Annotated in this window: 11 protein-coding genes and 1 CRISPR repeat array; all 11 genes read right to left on the bottom strand. The window is 46.9% G+C overall.

Annotation, left to right across the window (positions count from 1 at the left end; translation table 11 throughout):
• Positions 1-211: 211 nt before the first annotated feature.
• The 11 genes from QZU58_RS02615 to QZU58_RS02565 all read right to left on the bottom strand — a co-directional run bounded on the left by QZU58_RS02615 (position 212) and on the right by QZU58_RS02565 (position 24,178).
• Entirely contained in the window at positions 212-4,945 is a 4,734-nt protein-coding gene (locus QZU58_RS02615) for an MG2 domain-containing protein (protein ID WP_294494550.1), read from the bottom strand.
• A 204-nt stretch (positions 4,946-5,149) separates the two neighbouring features.
• Positions 5,150-6,007 carry a lysophospholipid acyltransferase family protein gene (locus tag QZU58_RS02610; protein ID WP_294460930.1) on the bottom strand — a complete coding sequence of 286 codons (858 nt, stop codon included), beginning with the start codon at positions 6,005-6,007 and terminating at the stop codon, positions 5,150-5,152.
• A gap of 16 nt (positions 6,008-6,023) precedes the next feature.
• The gene (locus tag QZU58_RS02605) at positions 6,024-6,806 is read right to left on the bottom strand and encodes a beta-ketoacyl synthase chain length factor (RefSeq protein WP_294460927.1); all 783 of its coding nucleotides are present in this window, start codon (positions 6,804-6,806) and stop codon (positions 6,024-6,026) included.
• A gap of 108 nt (positions 6,807-6,914) precedes the next feature.
• On the bottom strand, positions 6,915-8,138 hold the full coding sequence (locus QZU58_RS02600; protein WP_294494549.1) for a nucleoside recognition domain-containing protein: 1,224 nt from the start codon (positions 8,136-8,138) through the stop codon (positions 6,915-6,917).
• Positions 8,139-8,331: 193 nt separating this feature from the next.
• Positions 8,332-9,153 (bottom strand): bifunctional hydroxymethylpyrimidine kinase/phosphomethylpyrimidine kinase, encoded by an 822-nt coding sequence (locus QZU58_RS02595; RefSeq protein WP_294460924.1) that lies wholly within the window; start codon positions 9,151-9,153, stop codon positions 8,332-8,334.
• A gap of 259 nt (positions 9,154-9,412) precedes the next feature.
• A complete protein-coding gene (locus tag QZU58_RS02590) occupies positions 9,413-13,711 on the bottom strand; it encodes a translocation/assembly module TamB domain-containing protein (RefSeq protein WP_294494547.1) in 4,299 nt (1,432 codons plus the stop codon).
• A 50-nt stretch (positions 13,712-13,761) separates the two neighbouring features.
• Entirely contained in the window at positions 13,762-15,609 is a 1,848-nt protein-coding gene (locus QZU58_RS02585; RefSeq protein ID WP_294494545.1) for an autotransporter assembly complex family protein, read from the bottom strand.
• A gap of 922 nt (positions 15,610-16,531) precedes the next feature.
• A CRISPR array of direct repeats spans positions 16,532-16,938; the repeat unit is 25 nt; unit sequence GGCCCTCGCTTAGAGGGATTGAAAC.
• Between the two features lie 202 nt (positions 16,939-17,140).
• The gene (locus QZU58_RS02580; RefSeq protein WP_294494542.1) at positions 17,141-17,677 is read right to left on the bottom strand and encodes a hypothetical protein; all 537 of its coding nucleotides are present in this window, start codon (positions 17,675-17,677) and stop codon (positions 17,141-17,143) included.
• A 293-nt stretch (positions 17,678-17,970) separates the two neighbouring features.
• Positions 17,971-21,216, bottom strand: a complete 3,246-nt coding sequence (gene carB / locus QZU58_RS02575) for a carbamoyl-phosphate synthase large subunit (RefSeq protein ID WP_294494540.1) — start codon at positions 21,214-21,216, stop codon at positions 17,971-17,973.
• The gene (gene carA, locus QZU58_RS02570) at positions 21,217-22,359 is read right to left on the bottom strand and encodes a glutamine-hydrolyzing carbamoyl-phosphate synthase small subunit (protein ID WP_294462571.1); all 1,143 of its coding nucleotides are present in this window, start codon (positions 22,357-22,359) and stop codon (positions 21,217-21,219) included.
• Positions 22,360-22,759: 400 nt separating this feature from the next.
• Positions 22,760-24,178 carry an aminopeptidase gene (locus QZU58_RS02565; protein WP_294494538.1) on the bottom strand — a complete coding sequence of 473 codons (1,419 nt, stop codon included), beginning with the start codon at positions 24,176-24,178 and terminating at the stop codon, positions 22,760-22,762.
• Positions 24,179-24,391: the final 213 nt, after the last annotated feature.

Genomic DNA, 24,391 nt, shown 5'->3' with positions numbered 1-24,391 from the left:
TTATCCTAAGTGAAATCGAGAAATAGAAAGACCGAACCTCACGTTATTTGAAATTCGGTCTTATGTGTCCTAAACATATGAATTACAACAAAGTTTAGGGAGATTCGGAGCCTTTTGTTTTCGTGTTTAGGGAGCCCATACTCTCCGCCGTTTCATTTTCAGGGGATAACTCCCTCAGGAGTTATCCCCTTCCGGCATTGAGAAGGAAACTCTATTTGACGGTTATTGTCACGGCAGGGTCATAGGACAGATACATTCTGGTTCCCAGCTGATCAAGATATGAACCGGTCATGAGAGCCACGGAGCTGCCTTTGTGAGCACCTTTTATCACGTAGGCCACGGTCACGCTCTGAGTACCGTATACACTGTGAGTGGTCACAAAACCCGTATCTCCCTTGGTAACCGTCGGATAACCGATGGAGCCCTTCTGCACCTTTCCGGCAAGACGATCCTCGTCACTGCCGTTATATACCCTTACAAGAACGGTATTTGCAGGCAGCTTGTTTTCGGAGGTAACCACGCCTCTGAATAAACTGTTGGACTTAAATTCCTTAACAACAAGAATCTCCTCGTTGACCTTGAGGCTTATCGGACCGCGGAGCTCCTTACCGGTGCTGTCATAGTAACGCTGACTTACGGTTACTCCGCCGGTGGCAATAGGCAGCTTCTGCACGTAATCATCCACGGTGACGGTGGCAATTGCGGTTTCGGAGGACTTGTTCTCAACGGTCACGGTATTGTTGGCGACCTTAAGACGTTCGGTTGATGCCGGAGTCCTGTTTATGGTTGAGATGTCCGCAATCAGATACTGACATGCGGCAGTGTAGTACTCGTCAGCATTGAGGTAGCCGTAAAGATTGTCAAGGCCTTCGGAATACCCTGCCTTCATTGAGGATCTTATAAGGGCAAGAACCTCATGATTCATGTAGTTGATATTGAACGGGAAGTAACCGAGGAGCTTCTTGGCAAGACCTACGTCATCCAGTACACGGGCCGAAAGGGTACGGGTGTTGTTATACTTCGCATTGATGGAGGCAAGAAGACCGATACCGCGTTCAAGAGCTGCTGTGCGTCTTGTCTTATCTCCGTACAGTCCGAAAATATCGGCGTAATGAGCGAATGATTCCACAGGCTGATCTTCCTTTTCACTTAAGGCATCAAATCTGTAAACCGCATTGGTCTTAACATTGACACCCATTCTGGCCAGAGCATACATGGCGAGGGAAGCAACGTTTTCATTTCCGTTGTTCTGCAGTTCCATGAGTTTGGTCTTCGCTATGTCAAGCACCGTCCTGCTGACGCCGAACCCTGAGTTGTTGGCCTCGATGAGGAACAGAGAGGCATAGGCGTATGCATACTGATTTTCATCATATGAATAAGGCACGTCGGATAATGAACCATATGCGTCGAATCTTGATTCAATGAGCGATACCCTGTCACTCAGGTATTTCCTGATATCACGGATCTCGGCGTTATCCTTTACTCCTGACTTTTCCATGCCGTTCAGGACGGTAAGCAGTGTAAGTCCGTTTGAAACCTGGGTATAGATGCCGGAGAACATGGAATTGTCGGAAAGAACGTCCTTCACGATTTCCGAGGTATCGGAAAGAGGGAAGCGGCCGAACTTCACCACGGCATCAGCACCGTCGGCATACTGATTCACGAAGACTATGTTCTTCTTCTGCCCCGGAGCCAGAACAATGATTTTATTTTCACCGGCTTTGGTCAGAGGATTGATAACGCTCACCTCCTTCTCGGTTGAGAAGCCGTAACCGTCGGACTTTACGTCAAGCTTTATGTAGCCAGGTTCGGTATTTTCAGCAGTAACCGTTACCGGAACAGTGCCGATTCCGCCGTCGGCAACGTCAACTTTGCCTTCTGCTCCGCATTTTAAGCTTCCGCGACAGGTAATGCCGTAGGTATACGTACCTGCCTTACCGCTCAGATTGTTTACGGACAGCTGCGCCTCGATGGAATCCCCCTTATGGAGATAGTAAGGCATAATCAGTCTGCTTACCGCACTGTCCCTGATTACCACGTCCCTTTCATAGGAACCGAGCTTGTCCGGAGACCAGGCGGTAATCATGAGTGCGGCGGTACTGCTTACGTCCTTGAGATCGTAATGAAGCTTAGCCTGACCGTTTTCAACCTTCACCCTGGCAATGTGGTGAGACAGCATGTTATCGGTAATGTTGCTGAGGGACACGCTGTCAACGAAGAACTCATCCACGTCATCACCGTAGCCCTGACCGTCACGGTTTACGTTCTTCATGACATAGGCATAAGGATCCAGAATGGCCGTGTCAAAGTATCTGTGGCTGTACATCGTTTTTTCCGGATGAGGAGCCTTCTGACCATTAATACTTAAAATACCCCTGTCAATGAGGGAAGCGGCCACGTAGGTATCCTTGTCGGCATTGTCAACCTTAACCGTAATGTCCAGGCCGGAATTAGGCTTCACTTTCTCCGGAACATCTGCGGAAACGGTGAGTGTTGCGGCGGAGGTATCAGGCTCTATGTAGGCGATACCGATGGAACGCAGGGTTCCGAGATGTCTGCTTTCTGCAGACGCATAAGTGGAAAGAACCGCATAGCTGCCGCGCACGAAGCCGTTGCCGAGCTTCAGCGGAAGCTTATTATGCCCCTTCTTAATCTCATAATGAACCATCTCAGGAACAGGAGTGTCGAACATCAGATCGGCATAACCGTCATAACCGCTGTCGAACTCGAGATATGCCGTTTCACCTGCCTTATAGACTTTCCTGTCGGTATAGAGCTCGAATCTGTCAGGATACTTAGGATCCATTTCGGAGCAGGAGCCGGCATAGAAATCCGTGGAGGTCTCCAGACCGTCATGATTAAGTCTGATGACGTAGCTGCCACCGTCAAATTTGTATTTAATTCTGCCTGACTGCGCATCAGCCTTCAGATCCAGGGTACCGGCGGTTACCGGAGAGAGAAATTCGTTTCTGAGATAATACCAGCCGTTGCTGTTGTGCACGAACTGATATGAAACGTTTCTTCTGAATATGGAATACTCAACCCTGCCTTCATGAAGAATGCCTGCCTGATCAGCAAGAATCACGGAGAAATCAGAGGTAAGCTGATCACCCTTGTCAAAATCAGTCTTTATGCCCACGATCGGTTTTTTAAACGGAACACGGAATTCGGCCACCCTGCCGAGAACCTTTGAATTAGGATCAAGGAAATTTATTACCGATCTTATCTTCTGAGGATATTCCCCGGAGAAGTTTGAAGGATTAAAGCTTATGAGAAGCTCACCGTTGGCTCCGGTAACTGCATCCTCGAGGTTTCCGGGAACGGTATATTCGGAAAACTGACGGCTGTTCACCCCGAAATAATAATCCTTGAAAGCCTCAACAGGATGATTGTCCGGTTCCACGCTGTAATATCCGGACACATTGATGTCCGGAGCCGGTGCACCGTAGGTGTACTTTGCGCTAACCTTTACCGCACCGTTGTCAGGCAGTACCCTGCCCACGTCGGAAACCTCGGTTTCGATTGAGGAAGGAATGAAATTATCCACCAGAACCTTTGTGCTGGCGAGAGTGACCTTTTTGTCAAAACCAAGAACAAACTTCCAGTTACCGAGTCCCGCATGTTCGTCAAAGGCGAAGTCATAATCAAAGGCTCCGGCCGCAGGATTGCTTAGAGGTATTTCCTGATAAAGAAGCCCGTCAGGTCTGTATACCATGAGCTTCAGTGCCTTGAGATCGGCAGCCCGGAAATTTTTGTTGCGGACAATGGCGTGATAGTTTACGGTTTCGCCCGGACGCACCATTGTTCTGTCGGTGTAGGCAAAGACATTGTAATCGGAATCGATGGCATCCTCATCGTAGGTCTTCACGCCCTCAAGATACAGCGGACTGAGACGCAGATCCTGACTGTAGAAGTCGTTGTTTCCGGATACGTTGATGACTGCCGGGGTAAGGGCATTGGTGCCGGATACCGCCTTTCTGTTGAAGTGCGCATAGCCGTCCCTGTCGGTAACCGCTGTGGCAAGAACCTCACTGCTTGTACTGAGAAGAGTTGCCTTGAGGCCTGCAAGCGGCTTTGCTGAGCTTAAGGATCTTACTGCCACGTCAATACCGCCGTTTCTGCGGTAGGTCGTCATGCCGATATCCGTAACGACAACTGATTTTGCCAGGAACATGGATTCAAAATGATCTGAGGCATAGGTGATGCATTCGTCCCCGTCGGCACACTCATCCCTGTCGGTTATGATAAGCACGTAGACGCCGGCTCCGGCTCCTGCGGAAATATCGTTGATGTCAACCAGGGTAACCTGCTTCTTGTTTGCGTTACTGTTTACCCTGTAAACCTTTGAGCCCTCAAAGATACCGTGATTACGGAGATAGTCGGTAAGCTCCCAGCGGTATTCAAGCTCTGAGGTAGCCTTTGAAAGATACCCCGGAAGGTCATTTTTGGAAATGCGGTAGAGCACGGCCCTGAAGCTGTCATGATTAACCGTCTCAACGGCTACCTTCTTTTCCTTTGAGGCCGCTGAAATGATGTTGCCTGAACGGAAACTTATCACGGGCTGATGATCGGATGTTTTGAATTCCACGGAAACGTCATGGGTCAGTCGGGTATTCTGTGCCGTCTTTAATCCGGATTTTACGGTAACGCGGTAATCAGTTCCGAAATCAAGATCGGAAACACACAGGTTTCTGCCGTTGATCAGCACGCCGGCATCAACCTTCTTGCCGGTTGCAAGGTTTGTAACCTCAACAAGATTCTTCAGAGCTTTGTCGGTAACACCGGCAGTATCAGGATTCTGGCTCATCACCAGACAGGAGGTTGCGGAACCTGCCTGATTCTGATCAATGACCCTCAGTATTTCCGGTTCATCCGCCAGGGCCTCAACACCGTATCCCGCATACATAAGAGCGGTAAGAGACAAAGTTAACTTGGATAAATTCATCTGTCATCAGTCCTTAATAACGATTCATAATTCCTAAGGTCTGTTTTCGTGAAGAACATTCAGAGACGAAAGACTCAGAATGAACGGATAAAAACAAACCGCACAATTCTGTTTCTTATTTTAGATTTAAGCTGTTTTTTGAGCAATTCATACCATTTTTTACAAGCTTAAAAGTAATCATCAGTCAAATAATGAGATACCTGCTCATCTGTCTGAACCGGCCTCACTGACGGTTCTTTCGGCAAAACGAGGAAGCCTGTGGCGGTACAGTTCCTCCAGATAACGGTTGAAATGTCTGGCCATCACGGCAGGAGGAAGGGAATCACCCGCATTAACATCGGAAGGCCTGATGCTTTTACCCCTTGTAACGTAAAAACATGGCACGTGTGAAGGTGCGGAAATGTTAAGAAATCCCCGACTCAGATAATCCGGTTCTGAACAGTATATGAAAACGGGAACAATGTCCATGTCAAGGCGCACTGCCAGATTGGCCGCTCCGCGTCTGAATGTTATATCCCCTCGGGTTCTGCTGCCCTCGGGAAATATCAGCAGATTGTCACCGCTCTGAGCGGCTGCCGCAACATCTTCAAACGGAGACTGATTGTTAACGTATCCCAGATGACTGATGACGTGTCGCATAAAGCCGTCGGTAAGAGACTTCTTTACCATCGAATTAACATTCGTGTTCATTACAGACGTTAGAATGACATAGTCCACCAGAGTCGGGTGATTGGCGATTATGACCGAGCGGTTTTCCGGAATATCCGCAAAGAGTTCGCGTCCGGAAACAAAGCGGAGGTGCTCTTCCCCCGCTGATTCCGGGGCTTCGTCGCATACGGCGAAGCGCACCCTGAAGACACACATGAGTCCGGAAATAAAAATTATGAAACGGAACCCCGTCTTCACGAGAAACCTAAGCACCAGACAGCGACGTCTTCTGTTCCTGATAACGAGAGTCAGCAGAAAAAAAACAGGCACACCGAAAAAGATCGCCCCGAAGGAAAACACCCCGAAAACAATCAGGGTTGCCGCACTTCTTAAAAGCCAGACCATTCTGCTCATGGTTCACCAGTCCCGGTTACGATTCCCGTTCCGCTACGTGATTTTCATCTTCATCAGGGTTCACAAACTTCAGATCCCTGAAGAAATCCACGGGATCCGTACAACCTTCCCTAACGTAATCAAATTCAAAATAATGCTCCGGAGCAACATCAGAAGCCTCGCCCCCGGCGCTGTCCGCTGCCAGAAAATCATCCACCGAGCTTACGTCCGCCTGCCACTTTTCAAGAACAAGGGCGCAGGCAAATGATCCGTTATAGAACACCTTCTGAGGTATCGGCATAATGTTGTTTGACAGATCCTCTTCATAGATAACCACCAGAACCCTGCTTCTGCCCTCACCGTAGAGAGAGGCATAGGCTTCGGCCAGAGCTGCCCCGAGGGTATTTTCCGCAGCGCTTACTGCGGTCGTTTCACCGTGAAATCCGTTTATTATGGAGAAGACGCCGATGTTGCCGTTATGCACCGATGCGGAAAACTCGGTCGGTGAAACACCTCCGTCCATGCGTACGTCCCGAAGAAGGGATATGCATCTTTTGGTTTCACCGGTACGGCTCGCATAAATCACCTTGTCGATTTCAAAATGTCTGAAGGCCTCCATGGAAACGGCAACAGCCATCTTGCCAGAGGCGTTGAGACGGCGCCGCATCATCATGGGAATGGCTTTTACGATGTCGAGATCCTTTACGGAACTGTCATCATGATGATTGTAACTGATTCCCTGAATCTTTTTTAAATCTTCATACGTATGTGCATAACCGGAAACGAAATATGCACGTCTTAAATTAAATCTGAAGCTCACGGTGCATCCTCAAACAGTACCTGAATCGGACGGTGCGCCAGCACCGCCAACAGACAGATTATACAGTACGGGGGACTTTCCCTCAAACATCACGGCAGAAAACCGTCTTTACTGACCGAAAAACATGTACCCGATGACCACGGCCGCCACTACGGCTGCAAGGTCCGCCAGCAGACCGCAGAACACGGCATGACGTACCCTGGTAATGCCCACGGCCCCGAAATATACGGCTATGACGTACAGGGTTGTTTCGGTTGATCCCTGCATGATGGAAGCAATGTGTCCGGCGAGAGAGTCCGGTCCGTGGACATTGAAAATATCCAGAAGAAGAGCTCGGGAGCCGCTTCCCGACAGGGGTCTTACGAGACCTACCGGCAGTGCGTCAATAAATGAGGTTTCACCCAGAAACAGACTGAAGAAGCTTCGCAGTCCGCTGAGCACCAGTTCCAGAAGTCCGCTGCTTCTGAATACCGCAATGGCAAAAAGCATGGCTACAAGATACGGAAGGATGTCCACGCAGATACCGAATCCCTGCTTTGCCCCGTCTATGAAGTCCTGAAAAACCTTCTTTCTGAGAAAAAGTCCGTAGGCAATCACCGCACCCACAAAACCTACCATGCAGACATCACTGAACACCGAGGCCTGATGAGTCAGATTTTCGCCGGCACGCACGGCCCAGACGCCAAGCCCGGCAATAAGTCCCAGAAGGAAGGTAAATGCAATAAGAACCGGCAGCTTCAGAATGTTGATTTTCTGGATAAAGGCCGTAACCAGAAAACCGACTACCGTTGAAACCGCAGAAGTCAGAAGAAGCGGCAGAAAGACGTCGGTGGGACTTGCCGAACCGAACTGAGTTCTGTACATGATGATGCTTACGGGGAATATGGTGATGGCAGACGTGTTTATCACCAGAAACATAATCTGACTGTCGGTTGCCGTGTCCGGATTCTGATTCAGCGTCTGCATATCCTTCATGGCCCTGATGCCGAACGGAGTGGCGGCGTTATCAAGCCCCAGCATGTTGGCGGACATGTTCATGGTAATGCTGCCGATGGCAGGATGCCCCTTGGGTATCCCGGGCATTATTATCCTGAAGAGCGGCTCAAGCAGTCTGGCAAGCTTTGAGGTGAGCCCTGCCGATTCCATGATTGAAGCGATCCCCATCCACAGACAGGTCATGCCGAGAAGCCCGGTTATAACCTTGACGGAAAGCTCTGCTGAACCGAAGAATTCCCGAAGGAAGTCTTCAATCTGCATCTCCCCGAAAAAACATCTTATCAGTGCGGAAAGGATTCCTAAAAGAATCATCCATCCCCAAATAACATTAATCATTCAGCCGTCCCGTTCAGACAATCCGTCACTCATTAAGGGAAAGTGCGGATAATTATAAAAAAACCGAAAAAAGATATCCGGAAAAATAAAATCCGGCAGGTTTTAAAAGTCCCTTCCGGATAATTTTAAGATCTTTAACCATGACATGTCGCATAAAACGGTGTTTTATGCAGACATCTTCAAAAAAAAAACACTACTGAAGCACGTCAAGGCAGGCTTCAATTCTGATTCCCTTGAACTTGTCATCGTTGTCCTTGTTCCTGATAACCATCTTTTTTACAGAAACCATGGCGTCGGAAACCGCAGCCTTAAGGTACATTCCCTGAAGCAGTCTGCCCATGAGAATAGACAGGAAGATGTCACCGGTTCCCGGAAGGAACACCGGCACGGAAACATAAGGAAGCACGAAATACTCATCCTGCTCGGCACTGTAGCCGGCAACGGCCTCGCTTCCCTCAACGTGACAGCTTGTGATTACAACTGACTTGGAACCGAGTGCTCTCAGACGGTCAATCAGCTCAAACACCTCGGCCTCCGTGAGATCATCCTTGTATTCAGCATCTGCCAGATACACGGCTTCGGTATAGTTCGGAACGCTGCAGTAGGCAACGGACATGAGTCTTTTCATGTTGGCTACCGTTTCCATGGTCATGCCGTTATAGAGAGAACCGTTATCGGCCATTATCGGATCGACGAAAATAAGAACTCCCTTTTCAGCCTCACCGCTGCAGAAATCAATAAGAAGATCCGCCTGTGCGGTTGAGGTAATGAGACCGGTTGACACGGCATCAAACTTAAAACCGAGTTCACGCCATACGCGGATGGAATCACGCATGTAGTCCGTGGTGTCCTGAATTCTGAATTTACCGTATTCCAGCGTGTTTGAAACCAGAGCCGTTGGAAGATTGTAAATATGGTACCCCATATTGGTAAGTACCGGAATCATGGCTGAAAGAGCCACTTTACCGTAACCGCAAATATCATTAATCAGAAGAATCTGTTTGCTGCTGGTCATATCGTTATCTCTGTCCTGATGCGGTAACGGATGATTCCGGACCGCAGATGTTCCCCAAAAACAATTGGCAGACGACGGCAATCAGTCACAGCCGCACCTGCACTTCAATTCTGCCTGCATTATTGCACATCGCTTTTTTTTGATCAATCACACATTCCGTTTATCGGAAAATAACCGGGCCTCCCCGGGAAGGACATCCGGGGAGGCCCGCTGATTTCAGAATACCGTCCTTGAAGAGCGGTATTAACGCAAGTCGGATTTAGAAATCAAAATCAAACTTGTATACTGCATCCACTGCCTGTTCGATGGAGCTTAGGGCTTCTATGTAGAATCTCGGAAACATCTCGTAACGGATACGGAATTCAGACACGGCGTTGTATATGCCGTAGCCGTAAGCCACCTGAACCTTAGGAAGTATATAGGCTGAAACCTCCACGGAGGTATCATCACCCTCACCCTTGGAATCCAGGGACATTTCCTCGAGTCCCATAACCTCACCCATGCTTCCGAGCACGCTGTTTGTCTGCATCAGGCCCACACCGAGCAGCAGCTGGGTAGCCATGTCACTGCTGCCGTTGGTCTGATCAAGTCCGCGTCCGCGGAGCAGGTATGAAAGAGCCTCACTCTGATTCATTTCAGGACGGGAGAAAATCTTTACGTTCGGACTGTTGGCATTGCCTGACACGTTAATACCTACGGTTACGTTGTCATCCTCCATTGACTGAGGATTCCTTATGGCTCGGATATTGAGGTTCGGACTTGACGGATCACCGATAAAGGCAATCACACCCTGCTCAATCAGCAGATTCTGCCCGTAAGCCCTGAAGGTACCGTCCTCAAGTTCAATCTTACCGAGTACGGAAAGAGGCTTGTTGGTACGCTGTCTTACCTTCAGAGTCCCCCCAAGCTTGGTCTTCAGGCCAAGGGCGTTAATTCTGATTTCAGGTCCGAGCTTCACGTTTACACTCATGAGGAACGGCAGCGTATACTGTTCCTCTTCCACCACCAGACCGTCCTTGTCTTTGGTATATTCGGTTATGTCTGATGATGCGGATACGGAGCTTGCAGGCAGATCCTTTATTCTGATCCTGGCTGACGGAACCTCCACATCACCGCTAATACTGCTATACCTGTCGGTGAACTTACCCTTGAGATCAAGCTTCACGAGTGCATCGCCATACCCCATGAGCTGAATCGGCAGTTCATCTGTCTTAACGGCTATCGTTGCCCTGAAGCCGTTTTCCCAGGATATCTGACCATTGACGTTACCGTACTTTTCATTGAAGCTGAAACTTGAATTTACCTGAGCACTCCGGCCGTCCACATCCATCGTGGTGTTAATGTGCTTAATGGAGCCGATGCCTGCTGCCGGATTGATGCTCATTTCGTTAATCTTCAGCTGTCCGTAGAAGGCTGGATTACCCAGACTTCCGGCATAGCGGCCGTGGGCGTTCAGTATGCCGTCTGATGAATTGATGTCTTCTGAGAATTTCTGCAGCATAATCATGTTGAGAGCAGTAATGTCAAGACTGCCGCCAAGTGTCTGTTCGGATGAAAGATGATTAATGTTCAACAGACTGTTAATGCTGCCCAGCTTGCCGAAATCGGCAACAAGAGAGGTTTTAAGGTTGTCGTTGCGGAAATCCGCGGTAAATCCCAGATTTTTAATGTCCAGTCTTTCCCTGTTGTAGTAGAGAGCATTAGCCCCCTCCTTCAGCTTAACGACGGCAAACGGACTGTTACGGTCAAGACCTGCATGGACATGAATTCCCAATGGCCTGTCAATCATGAAGCCGGCTGGCAGGAATTTCTTAAAATGCATCATATCAAGTTCAGGAATATCCAGGCTGATTTCAGATCTGGCTGACGAATAACGGCCTTCGGAAATGTTAATCTTCACGTCATTCACAAGCCAGGTGTGAGAGAGTATGACTGCGGAAAATTCAGGCTGCAGCTTAAGTCTGAAGTTTACCGGGTTCTTCAGTCCGACGGATATGTCCCTTGCCCTTGCCCTGGCACTGAAATCCTGCAGGGTACCGGTATAGAGGTCACGCCCGCTGTTCATTCCGCCGTCAAGCCTCAGACTGACGGGGCCTGCCATGCTGTCGGTCTTAACCTTAAGCGTATGCTTAGCCTCGCTGCCGCTGAAGGTAACATCAAGATCCTTAATGAAGGAGTTCTTACCCTTTCTAAGCTCTTCCATGTAGAGTCTCAGTCTGCTGTCGGTAAGAACCAGATCCTTAAAGGAAGCCTGAAGATCCAGATCGGTGTTCGCCACATGGAAATGATGTGCCACGAACTCGTTGGCAAAGGCCTTCAGGGAAACAACCGGAGAATAAAGCTCTCCGTCAATCTTCAGGGTACCATTGATTACACCGTAATACTCAGGGAATATGGTGCTTATGTCCTGAAGATCAATGTTTACCAAAATGTCAGCCTTTTTATTGATTTTTCCGGAAACATCCACACTGTTGTCATTGCCGAGGACCAGATGAACGCCTTCTATTATCCCCTTGAGGGAAGAATTCATCTCAAATTTGCCGGAAGTAAGAGAGAGAGGATATCCGAGAATCTCTCCGGATGCACCGAGACGCGACAGTCTGACGAACCATTCATCAAGACTCTGGTAATGTACGTACGGGGTAATCCCGAGTTTGAAATGTCCTTCGTACTCAGGCAGATATCTCCCGAGATCAACAATGTCGGCATCGAGTTTTCCGTCAAAGGAATACTGCCCCTGCCAGATGGCCTTTCCCGAAAACGAAACTTTGTCTCCGACTTCAGAGGTTGCCTCAAACTTACTGACGTCAATTGAACCGAAGTCGGTTACGAACCCGGTACTGAGATTCAGGACCGGGTAATCATGCACGATGATCCCCATTCCGTCAAAGGTGGCGGCAATCTCCCTCAGGGATCCGTCAGCATGAAACTTAACGCTGTCGGCAGCATAGTCAATGTTTTCGGAATCAAGCGGCCAGAACGCATGCTTAACGTCAATGTCGGCATTAAACGGAAGTCCCGGAGCCAATACGTTGCTTCTGGCTCTTATGTCTGCATCAATTGAGCCCCTGACATGCAGCGCGGAACTGAGATCTGCCAGATCACCGACAACATTGACTTCCAGAGTATGGTTATGAAGCAGACCGTACCATTCCTGATTATTGGATGAGGCCTGTAAATGAGCTTCTATCGGATAATACCCGTCAAGGGTCATGTCACTGTCCTGGAGTTCGGCATGCCCCAGTTCATGATCTATGTACAGGCGATCCACATGAATGTCTGGACCGATGAAAGTCATCTTGAATCCGCCGCTGAAAATTCCGGTATCAAATGAATCCATATGGTATCTTGAATTTTTCAAGGTTACCTTTTCGACGTAAAGATCAAAAGGCAGAATAACCGTATAAAGAGGCTGAATTCTGGCCTCAATCTCCTTTCGGTCATACGGATCATTCAGCATGGCCTCAAGCTCCGTAACCTGATCCTGTTCCGCTCCTGAGCTCACGGCATCTGAAGTTTTATCCGCTTTTTCCGCAGCTGCAGCAGTGTCAGCAGTCTCTGACGTCCCTGCGACAGAATCGCCGTCTGCCACTGAAGACTCATCGGACTCCGTAGCGGAAGCGGCATTATCTTCGCCGTTCAGCTCATCAGTGTTTACGTTTCGGGATGCATATTCAGGATGAAGTGAAAGAAGAGAATCATAGGTTATCTCCTCACCGCCTGCCCTCATTGCCAGCAGAGCCTCACGATCCTCTCCGTGAAGCAGTGAATCACCGTAAGTGATAGACAGATAGTCAACATTGAGAACCGTGTGGTTCATGGAGGCTGAGGCCTCACATTTCTCCACGGCCACGTCAATGATGTCGGAGAGCATCAGGAAGCGATCGATTTCAATATTCTTTACACTGAGGTTTACCGGCATGTCCAGAACAAATCTTTCTCCGTTATCCTCCTCAGCCTGTTCCGTCTCCGGTGCTTCAGGGACGACATTCGGGGCTGGCATGTATATAAGCGTAGGATCCGGCTCCGGTGCGGATTCTCTTATTCTTACCATATCCCCCTGCTCATTCTGGGCAAATGAATAATTTTCGTAAAGACGTCTTTCCAGAAATTCTCCGATTACGGGAAGATTATCCGGTCTGTTGCCAAGAACCAGTAGCACGTCTGAGGTTTTAAGATATCTTACGTTGAGCTGACCGTACAGCAAATCCCAGACGGAGTACTTAATCTCCAGATTACCTGCTCCGACATGAATGGTATCCTCGATATCAAGCCTGAAGTTCTTCATGCGGAAGCCGTTGGCAAGATTACCGTCGGACATCTCGCCGTCAAGACCGGAAACAGTTCCCTTCACGCGGTTCCACAGAAATTCCGAGCCCGTATGGGTAAAAAAGAAAAACCCCGTTAATACAATCAGAATACTCAGCAGTGAAAAAAACACCACGGTGAACCATTTGAATAATTTCAACAGAATGGTTCTGATTCTGCCCGGGGACTTTTTAAGTACCTCCGGTACATTTTTTTCACTGTCTTCCAATGGTTTTTCTGGATTCTGCATAACTGTTAAACCTAAACCGCTGTCTGAGCCCAAAACTTAAATTCAAATCACTAGATATCCGGACCTATACCGAAATGCAAATGGAACGGAATGTGTGTTTCAGACACGCCGAAGCCGAGATCCACCTTAATAAGTCCGATTGGCGTTACGTATCTTATACCTGTACCCACACCTACCACGGTATTGTCGCTCTTATAATTATTTGTTGCCTGACCGGCATCAATAAACCATGCAGAGCGCAGATCCTCTATTACCGGAATCTGAACTTCCGCAGACCCCGTGGTCATGTAACGTCCGCCTGCAAGCTTGCCGGTTCTGTCCCTGTCTGAAACGGTCTTGTAACCGAAACCTCTCACGGAATTGTCACCGCCCACGAAAAATCTGTATGAAGGAGGAGCGCTCTCGGCGTCAGGACCGACATTTACCCCCTGCTCAAAGCGCATCAGGAATCTGGAATCGCGGGTAGGACTGAACATCCACTTCGCTGATGAATACAGCTGAACAAACGTCACGTCAGCACCAATGTTTTTAGCGGAAGTGGCGACCCTGAAGTTATAATTTTCACCGACTCTGGCATCAACACGAGGGAAGGCTCTGGCAAAATTAACCCTGAGATTAGGTCCTATTGTCCATGCGTTTCCTTTTTCCATGCCCTGGGTATAATCTTCATACTGAACGTTAAAACCGTAATCAACTGACCACGGGCGATGTTCCTTGGTCACGTAATGCGCCTGGAACGATGTCACGTCATCCTTGGTATCGTTCAGCTCATCATGAGTCTGCTGCGCCTGCAGATAGAAATAATCGGTAAGAGGATTTCTGTAAGGTATCTTATATCTTACGAGAAACTCCTGCTTAACCTGAGACATCTGCAACTGCATGATCAGGGAATCCCCTCTTTCATTAAGAAGAGGCATATTCCATCTGACCTTTCCGCGAACACCTTCATCGGTGGCATAGCCTATACCGGTTTCGACCACATTGAATTTCTTTCTCTTGAGATGGATATTTATCGGTACCTCATAATCCTCGGTTTCCTCAAGAACAGGATGTACCTCGGCATCGGCAAAGTATCCCGTATCATACAGATTACCGCTTACCCGTGAAATCCTTTCTGTATTGAATCTGTCACTCGGCTCAATATCCACAACAGGTTCTATGGCCGGAACATACTGGGTATCCCCGGTATATGATACTGCTCCGAATCTGTATCTCTTGCCGCTGTTGAACACGAGGTACACTTCCGCACTGTTTTCGGTAGGATCCACGTATACGTGGGATTTTATGAAATGAGAATCGAAGTAGCCGCGGGTAAGAGCTGTGGTCATAACCCTGGCCTTTATTGTTTCGTAGGCATCGTGAGACAGGATCGTATAAGGCTTCAGCTTGTTTTCTCTGAATACCCTCATGAACCCGGGATCGGTCAGTGCCTCCCCCAGCACCTCGATGTGCGTATCCTTTATCCATACCGGCTTACCGAGATCAACGTGCACGTAAAGAACAGAGGAATTCTTTGATTTAAAGGTCATCTTTATGACCGGACGGTAGTACCCGTATACCTTTACGGCGCTCTTTACCTTTTCTTCAATTTTATAAACAGATGAATGATGGGTATTGAAGCTTATGCGCTTTAATTCAGGAAGTGTTGAAAGATAGGCCTCTATATTATCCCTTACCTTGCTCCTGCGGCATTCAACCCTGTATTTTACAGCACGGTTAAGAACCTCTTCAGGAACACCTTCATTAAGATCCTCTTCCTGACGGGTATATTCATTCTTAAACTCAATCTGTCTGTGCACGTTATAATCAGCGTCGTACGCGGTATCTGCAAAACAGTTTCCGGCACCGCACAGCAGCAGAAAAGAAAGAAATAAAAAAAGGTAAAGACGAGATATCATCTTATCGCCTTCAACTCCATGTGTAACTCATTATCCAAATCATAACGTTTAGGAAGTTCGCACCACGTCTGAAAAACATGACTGATTCATTCTGATTTCTCCGCCCGTATTACCGCAGATAAATATTAACCGATATTTCTCAGAATACACAAAGAATCCCCGTACCATGCATGATACGGATGTCGGGACATTACGCACGAACCCCTTATAATAATAGCCCACGATATCTGATAAAACCATACGAAACGGCATTTAATGAGATATCTATCCTAACTTGACTGAAATTAAAAGGTTTTCTGGACAATCTTTAACCATATACGGTCCTAATCCGGAATATTGCAAAAGTCTTAAAAGAAAAACATAATGCATTCATTCCCTGTAATACATTACACACTGTCCCAAAATCCACCGTGACTTCAGCTGTTATTCCCAACTTACCTGTTCAGAAAAATAATTAGTGACAGCAATAAATATGCTTTGATTCCCTGATTCGGCAGGCAGCCATGTAAGTCATAAATTCTTAGGCCTCATATCCGTTCAGTAACAGATCCATATAATAAAAAAGTATCTGGACGTGCTCTTACAGGTGATGTATTCTTTCACAGCACATACAAAAATTCTTATTGCAATTTTTTTGCATTATGCCAATGTTATGTTTTTAGAAAAATATAAAATAAGCAACATAAATAACTGAATATACTGTTAAAATTTAAATAAAAAACATAATATTACAGATGATTGCCTTGTTCTAACCGTTTTTATGGGCAAAAACCACGCAGGTTAGAAACGTGAACAACGCCTGATTTTACTGAACTTTCAGTTGCATGAATATTTTTTATATGATAATTTTCGCATGCTGATTATCAGGTTAGAAAAACAGTACCGTAAAACCCTTGATAATAAAGGCCTCAGAATGTTTACTATTGCAGAGGCGGGCCCTCGCTTAGAGGGATTGAAACCCTCTTCGTACTCGCAGCAATTTCCCGGAAAGTAGAATTGCAGAGGCAGGCCCTCGCTTAGAGGGATTGAAACTGCAGTTCCTGCAACTGTTTGATACTTGGATTAGTAAATTGCAGAGGCGGGCCCTCGCTTAGAGGGATTGAAACTATTAAATTCCAAACTTAGATGTATCAACGTTATTTACATTGCAGAGGCGGGCCCTCGCTTAGAGGGATTGAAACGTGTAAGCTGAATTACCATACATGAACAGGTTTACGCCATTGCAGAGGCAGGCCCTCGCTTAGAGGGATTGAAACATTTCGTTAAGAATCAGAATGTAACCATACTTCATGATTGCAGAGACATGCCCACGCTTAGAAGGATTGAAACAATAACATCCAGTTCAAATTTTCTTTGGTTGGATGCAATTGCAGATGCAGTCTTCCAAACAGACCTTTTAACGCAATGCCACGCATTCAAAATGAAAGAACGGAATTCCGGAATTAATAAAAACAGGCCTCACAACGCTAATGTAATGAGACCTGTCTCTGATAGTCCGGCATCATAAACAGTGCCGGTATACTAAGTATATTTATTTTGTGTAGAAAGGACATGTTCTGACGAGAACCCTGTCCATGTGATCCGTAATGCCTGCTGATGCCAGCTTTTTCACAACTTCATCACTCATGGCATAAATAAGGGTATATTTGTAGAACTTATGCTTTGAATCGTAATATCCGTTAACGGCACCATTTCCCCTAAAGCACTTTGCCTCAAAGCGATATATGCGATCTTCGGTTTCCTTTGGTTCTGATGAGATGTTGCCCTGACTGTCAATAAACGTTACTGAACTGCATCTCTGCTTCATATCCTTAAACGTAACGGTAAAATCCTCAAGAGACGGTCTGCTTACTGTTTCAACCGTAATCTGATATTCTTTAGGATGCATGTCATCCAATTCAACTGAACATATACCCTCGTTATCAAATTCACCGCTTGACACATTAAATCTATGACCGCCGAAATCATAGTTTGCCGCAGGTTCCGAACCTTCTCCAGCATAAAGAGAGGTTGCACACACGGCAGAAAGCATTACGGCAGCAGTCGCTGACTTAAAAAAATCTCTCATACATCCCCAATAAACAACACCGGAACACTTATCACGGGAAACAGTCAGATTAAACACGTCCTGGTCTGAACTCCAGACACTCTGTTCAGACATCAGCCAGACGTAACATCTTTCAGTAACGCTCCCGAACTGATTTCCGAAAATTCTAACACATCGGCAGGATTACACAATTTTAATTTTCAGAATTTACGATCATGTACTGACAGACGCCTGATTCAGAAAAAACAAATAAAAAAGGAATGCCCTGAGGCACTCCTTTTACTCTATATCAGATAACGTCTGATACCCTTGGATTACTTCTTGATGTTAAGTCCTGAATGAACCAGTTCATGAAGTTCCTGGATTGAATGAACTGAAGCAGTTTCATCAACCTTGGTATCGTTGGCCATGCATGAAGCAAAAGCAGCATTCATGGTGGTGGTATAGGTTACCTTGTACTGAAGAGCACCGCGACGGAGAGTCTTGGAGTCTTCAATTGCCTTTCTGCCTTCAGTGGTGTTAATGATGTAGTTATACTCATTACTCTTCATGAAGTCCAGAATGTTAGGTCTGCCTTCGTATACCTTCTTAACCTGACGGCAAGGGATGCCGGCAGCGGAAAGAACCTGATAGGTACCATGAGTTGCGTCAATGGTAAAGCCTTCGTTAATAAGTCTCTTACCGAGTTCAGGCAGGCGGTGCTTGTCTGAATTTCTTACGGAAAGCAGAACATGACCGTTTCTCTGAATCTTTGAGTTTGCACCGAGCTGAGCCTTGGCAAACGCTTCTGGGAAGGTTCTGCCGATACCCATAACTTCACCGGTTGATCTCATTTCAGGTCCGAGCAGGGGGTCAACACCTGGGAACTTGTTAAATGGAAGAACTACTTCCTTTACAGAGTAGTATGAAGGAATAACTTCCTTGGTTAAACCCTGTTCTTCAAGTGACTGACCTACCATGATACGGGCTGCAACCTTGGCAAGAGGTACACCGGTAGCCTTTGACACGAACGGAACGGTACGTGCGGCACGAGGGTTTACTTCGATGAGGTAAACTTCGTTTTCACGAACTGCGAACTGGGTGTTCATAAGACCTACTACGCCAAGTTCAAGAGCAAGCTTTCTTACCTGATCACGAATCTTGTCCTGAATTTCAGCACTTAACTGATATGGAGGAAGAGAGCAACTTGAGTCACCAGAGTGAATACCGCACTGTTCGATATGTTCCATGATACCGCCGATTACAACGTTCTTACCGTCACATACGGCATCAACGTCAACTTCGGTTGCACTGTCAAGGAACTTGTCCAGAAGTACAGGAGATTCGTTTGAAACCTTAACGGCTTCCTTGAAGTAACGACGGAGGTCAACTTCATCATAAACGATTTCCATTGCACGGCCACCGAGCACGTATGAAGGACGAACAACCAGAGGATAAGTAATCTTCTTGGCTTCTTCAACAGCTTCTTCAAGAGCGAATACGGTAGCGTTCTTAGGCTGTAACAGATGTAATCTGTTAACACACTGCTGGAAACGTTCACGGTCTTCCGCACGGTCGATTGCATCAGGGCTGGTACCGATAATAGGCACACCGGCCTTTTCCAGAGAAAGGGCAAGCTTTAACGGAGTCTGACCGCCGAACTGAACGATAACGCCGTCCGGATTTTCAACACGGCAGATTTCCAGTACGTCTTCGAGGGTTACAGGTTCGAAGTAAAGTCTGTCTGAAGTATCGTAGTCGGTTGATACGGTTTCAGGGTTACAGTTAACCATGATGGTTTCGTAACCGTCATGACGTAAAGCCATGGCTGCGTGTACACAGCAGTAGTCGAATTCGATACCCTGACCGATTCTGTTAGGACCGCCGCCGAGAATCATGATCTTCTTCTTGTTTGAAGGAGCTACTTCTGATTCTTCATCGTATGATGAGTACATGTATGAAGTATTGGTTGAGAATTCTGCAGCACAGGTATCAACACGCTTGAATACTGGAAGCACGCCGAGTCTGTTACGTAACTTTCTGATTTCTCTTTCAGTGGTACCAACCAGCTTGGCGATTCTGATATCAGAGAAGCCCTTGCGCTTGATGGCACGCATGAAATCTTCATCAAGACCTGAAATACCGAGTTCAACAATCTTTTCTTCGTACTTGATGAGTTCTTCGATCTGAACGAGGAACCATGGATCGATATCGGTATGATACTGAACTTCTTCAAGGCTCATGCCGAGACGGAAAGCATCACCGATGTACCAGATACGGTGAGCGCCGGCATCTTCGAGCTCGTGTTCAATGGTGGTACGAGCATCTTCAGCATCAAGCTTAACAATAGGATCGAGACCGCTCTTACCGATTTCAAGACCGCGGAGAGCCTTCTGCAGTGATTCCTGGAAATTACGGCCGATTGCCATAACTTCACCTACTGACTTCATCTGAGTGGTCAGACGATCATTTGCCTGCGCAAACTTTTCAAAATTGAAACGAGGTACCTTGGTAACAACGTAGTCAATTGAAGGTTCGAATGATGCAGGAGTCTTGCCTTCGGTAATGTCGTTCTTGAGTTCATCAAGGGTGTAACCCACGGCAAGTTTTGCGGCAATCTTTGCGATTGGGAAGCCGGTAGCCTTTGAAGCGAGAGCTGATGAACGAGATACGCGAGGGTTCATTTCAATGATGACCATGCGGCCGTCCTTCGGATTGATACCGAACTGAACGTTGGAACCGCCGGTTTCAACACCGATTTCTCTCAGTACCGCCATGGAGGCGTTACGCATAATCTGGTATTCCTTATCAGTAAGAGTCTGAGCAGGAGCTACAGTTATGGAGTCACCGGTATGGATACCCATAGGATCGAAGTTTTCGATTGAACATACGATAATGCAGTTGTCGTTACGGTCACGTACAACTTCCATTTCGTATTCCTTCCAACCGATTAATGATTCATCAATCAGAAGTTCATGGGTTGGAGAAAGATCCAGACCTCTGTTACAGATTTCTTCGAATTCATCAGGGTTGTAAGCAATACCGCCGCCTGAACCGCCCATGGTGAATGATGGTCTGATGATACATGGGAAACCTACTTCCCTCTGTACGGCCCATGCTTCTTCCATGCTGTGAGCGATACCGGCCTTAGGACAGCTTAAACCGATGTTCTTCATCGCCTTGTCGAAACGTTCACGGTCTTCCGCCTTATCGATTGCATCAGCGGTTGCACCGATCATTTCAACGCCGTACTTCTTCAGCACACCGTTGTTTTCGAGGTCAAGGGCACAGTTAAGTGCGGTCTGACCGCCCATGGTAGGAAGGATCGCATCCGGTCTTTCCTTTTCAATAATCTTTTCGACTACCTGCCAGGTAATTGGCTCGATATAGGTTGCATCAGCCATTTCCGGGTCAGTCATGATGGTAGCAGGGTTTGAGTTAACCAGAATTACGCGGTAACCTTCTTCCCTTAAAGCCTTACAGGCCTGAGTACCTGAGTAATCGAATTCGCAGGCCTGACCAATTACTATTGGACCTGCACCCAAAATAAGGATGCTTTTTATGTCTGTACGCTTTGCCATTTACTTACCCTGACGATTTGCCTTAATTAAATCTATGAAATGATCGAATAAACCTGCCACGTCATGAGGACCTGGGCTTGCTTCAGGGTGACCCTGGAAGCTGAATGCAGGCTTATCGGTGCGTTCAATACCCTGTAAACTGCCATCGAAGAGAGATACGTGAGTTACCTTCAGGCATGAAGGGAGAGTATCCTTGTCTACGGCAAATCCGTGGTTCTGAGATGAAATCATTACGGTATTGTCGGCAAGATCCTTTACAGGATGGTTTGCACCGTGGTGACCGAACTTCATCTTAACGGTCTTGGCGCCACTGGCGAGACCGAGAAGCTGATGACCGAGACAGATACCGAATGTAGGAATGTTGTGATCAAGGATTTCCCTGATTGCATCCTGAGCATAGGTACATGGTTCCGGATCTCCCGGACCGTTTGAAAGGAATACGCCGTCCGGATTCATTGCGAGAACTTCAGAAGCAGGAGTTGTTGCCGGAACAACGGTTAAACGGCAGCCTCTGTCAGCAAGCATTCTTAAAATATTTCTCTTCACGCCGAAATCGTATGCCACAACGTGATAAGGTAAATCTTCAGCCTTCTGTTCCTTGTGACCGTTACCGAGTGACCAGGTACCCTGAGTCCATTCATACGGAGCTGCGCAGGTTACTTCCTTCGCAAGGTCCATTCCCTTAAGTCCAGGAAATTCTCTGGCGCGGCGTAAGGCCTCTTCTTCATTCAGATCATCACATGATAAAATGCAACCGGCCTGAGCACCCTTTTCACGGAGGATTCTGGTAAGCTTACGGGTATCGATGTCACAGATACCTACTACATTGTGCTTAACGAGATAATCTGAAAGAGAGCTCTGACTTCTAAAGTTAGAAGCTAACAGAGGAAGATCGCGGATTACTAAACCCTGAGGATGAATTTTTGGAGACTCCTCATCTTCTTCGTTACAACCATAATTACCGATATGAGGATATGTGAGTGTTACTATCTGTCTGGAATATGAAGGATCGGTCAAAATTTCCTGATATCCAGTCATTGAAGTATTGAATACTACTTCACCTACGGCGCAGCCTTTAGCGCCAAATGAAACACCCCTGAATACTGTGCCATCTTCCAACACTAGTAATGCAGAATGAGTCAAGATGACCTCCGGAATACTTATTTTTACTACTTTATGAAATAAAATTTCTGTTATTGGGCATAAAAGAATGCGTCAATAACAAAAATCTTGTTAAATCTTAAGCATTTTATACTATTAACTATTTTTATCAAGATAAAAATGCAAACCGCTTCACGTTTTATGTTTTTTTGAACGACAGTCGAAACAGTTAAACCATACTCGGATACGTTTTTCCGACTGTTTGTAAAAATGAAATGTGGATACACTGAAAGACGGAACGTCAGACCGAATATCAGATAACGATCCGTTTCATGCTCCGCACATGAAAACAATCCGGAAATCCGGCTCCTGCGGGAGCTCACCGAATTTCCGGATTCACTGTCTGCGTATGACTTACGGGCTGACAGCAGACGGATTCAGATTACTTGTAAAAAGCAAGAACAGCTCTGTAGAGGCTGTAAATATCATACTTTGCAGCCAGCTCAAACGGAGAATGCATTGCCAGAATAGGCACTCCGAGATCAACTACATTAATGTCGAACCTTGCAATGTAAAGTGCAACTGTTCCGCCACCGCCGGCATCCACTGCTCCGAGTTCACCAATCTGCCAGCTTACGTTGTTTCTGTCAAAAATACCGGTCACGAGAGCCATCAGCTCGGCACTGGCATCATTGCTTCCGGACTTACCTCTGGCACCGGTGTATTTTGTGATTACGCAGCCCTTGTTCAGCTGACAGCTGTTCTGTTTGTCGTAAACACCGGCAAACACGGGGTCATAAGCGGCATCAACATCGGTTGAGAGAGCATTTGAGGCACGTAATACCGTATTGACGTTACCGCCCATAACCTCGGTAAGATCCTCGATGAAATTGAGCATGAAGTCTGAGCTCATGCCTGTAGGACCGTATGAACCGATTTCCTCCTTATCCGCAAAAACTGTAAGAGTGGTAAATTCAGGCTTTTCGGTCTCAAGCTCTGCCATGAAGGCACCAAAGGCACATACGCGATCGTCCTGACCGTATGATCCCACAAGACTTCTGTCAAGCCCCACGTCTCTTGCATTATATGCAGGAACAAGAGAAAGCTCGGCAGTTAGGAAGTCCTTTTCGGTAAAGCCGTATTTTTCATTCAGGAGACGCAGAAGGTTAAGCTTTACCCCTTCCTTTATTTCCTCTTCCTCATCATCGATGAAAGGAATGGTTGCGGCGATTGCCCTAAGTTCTTCCCCTTTTATGCCGTCCTTGAGCTTGCGTTCATTCTGCTCCTGTCCGAGATGAGGAAGAAGATCGGTAATATAAAGAACCGGATCAGCAGGATCTTCACCTACGGATACATTAATTGATGATCCGTCAGGTTTTACCACCACGCCGTGAAGAGCCAGAGGAATTGTCACCCACTGGTACTTTCTGATACCGCCATAGTAATGGGTCTTAAGATAAGCTATGCCGCTGTCTTCAGAAACAGGAAAAGGCTTAAGATCAAGCCTTGGGGAATCGACATGTGATACGGTAATTCTTAAACCGTCATTTATCGGTCTTGAACCGACGGTACACATAATGAGGGATTTCTTTCTGTTTACGAAGAAGAGCTTGTCTCCCTGCTTAAGCTTTCTGGTTCCCTTTTTCAGTTCTTCGGCCACGGAACCGAATTCAACATAACCGTAATCCTTAAGGAATGAACCGGCATAGTTTACAAATTCCCTTTCCGTCTTGCAGTTATCCAGATAAACCTTATACTTTTCGGCAAAAGCATTTACGGCTTCTGCCTCATTGTCCTTGTTTTTATAGGCTGCAGGGAAATCCCATAACAGCTCTTTCTGCAGATTCTTTGCTTCAGACATAATTTTTTCTCCTGAATTGGTTTCACATATAAAGACATGGGGACTGTTCTGAACGTAATCAAGTAAAAAAAACATCAGCCCTTTAAAACCGGGGTTCCGCCGTCAGTATCAGCACAAACCGCCTGATTCTTCGACACGGGACATAAGCCTTATTTTCAGTATAACCGAGCACTTATTCTACATTATTATATGTTTTGTTTAATATTCACCGAC

This window comes from uncultured Ruminobacter sp. (assembly GCA_902764345.1).
Taxonomy (GTDB): Bacteria; Pseudomonadota; Gammaproteobacteria; order Enterobacterales; family Succinivibrionaceae; genus Ruminobacter.
Note: the sequence above shows the minus strand (reverse complement) of the source record. Positions and strands in the feature narration are given on the sequence as shown.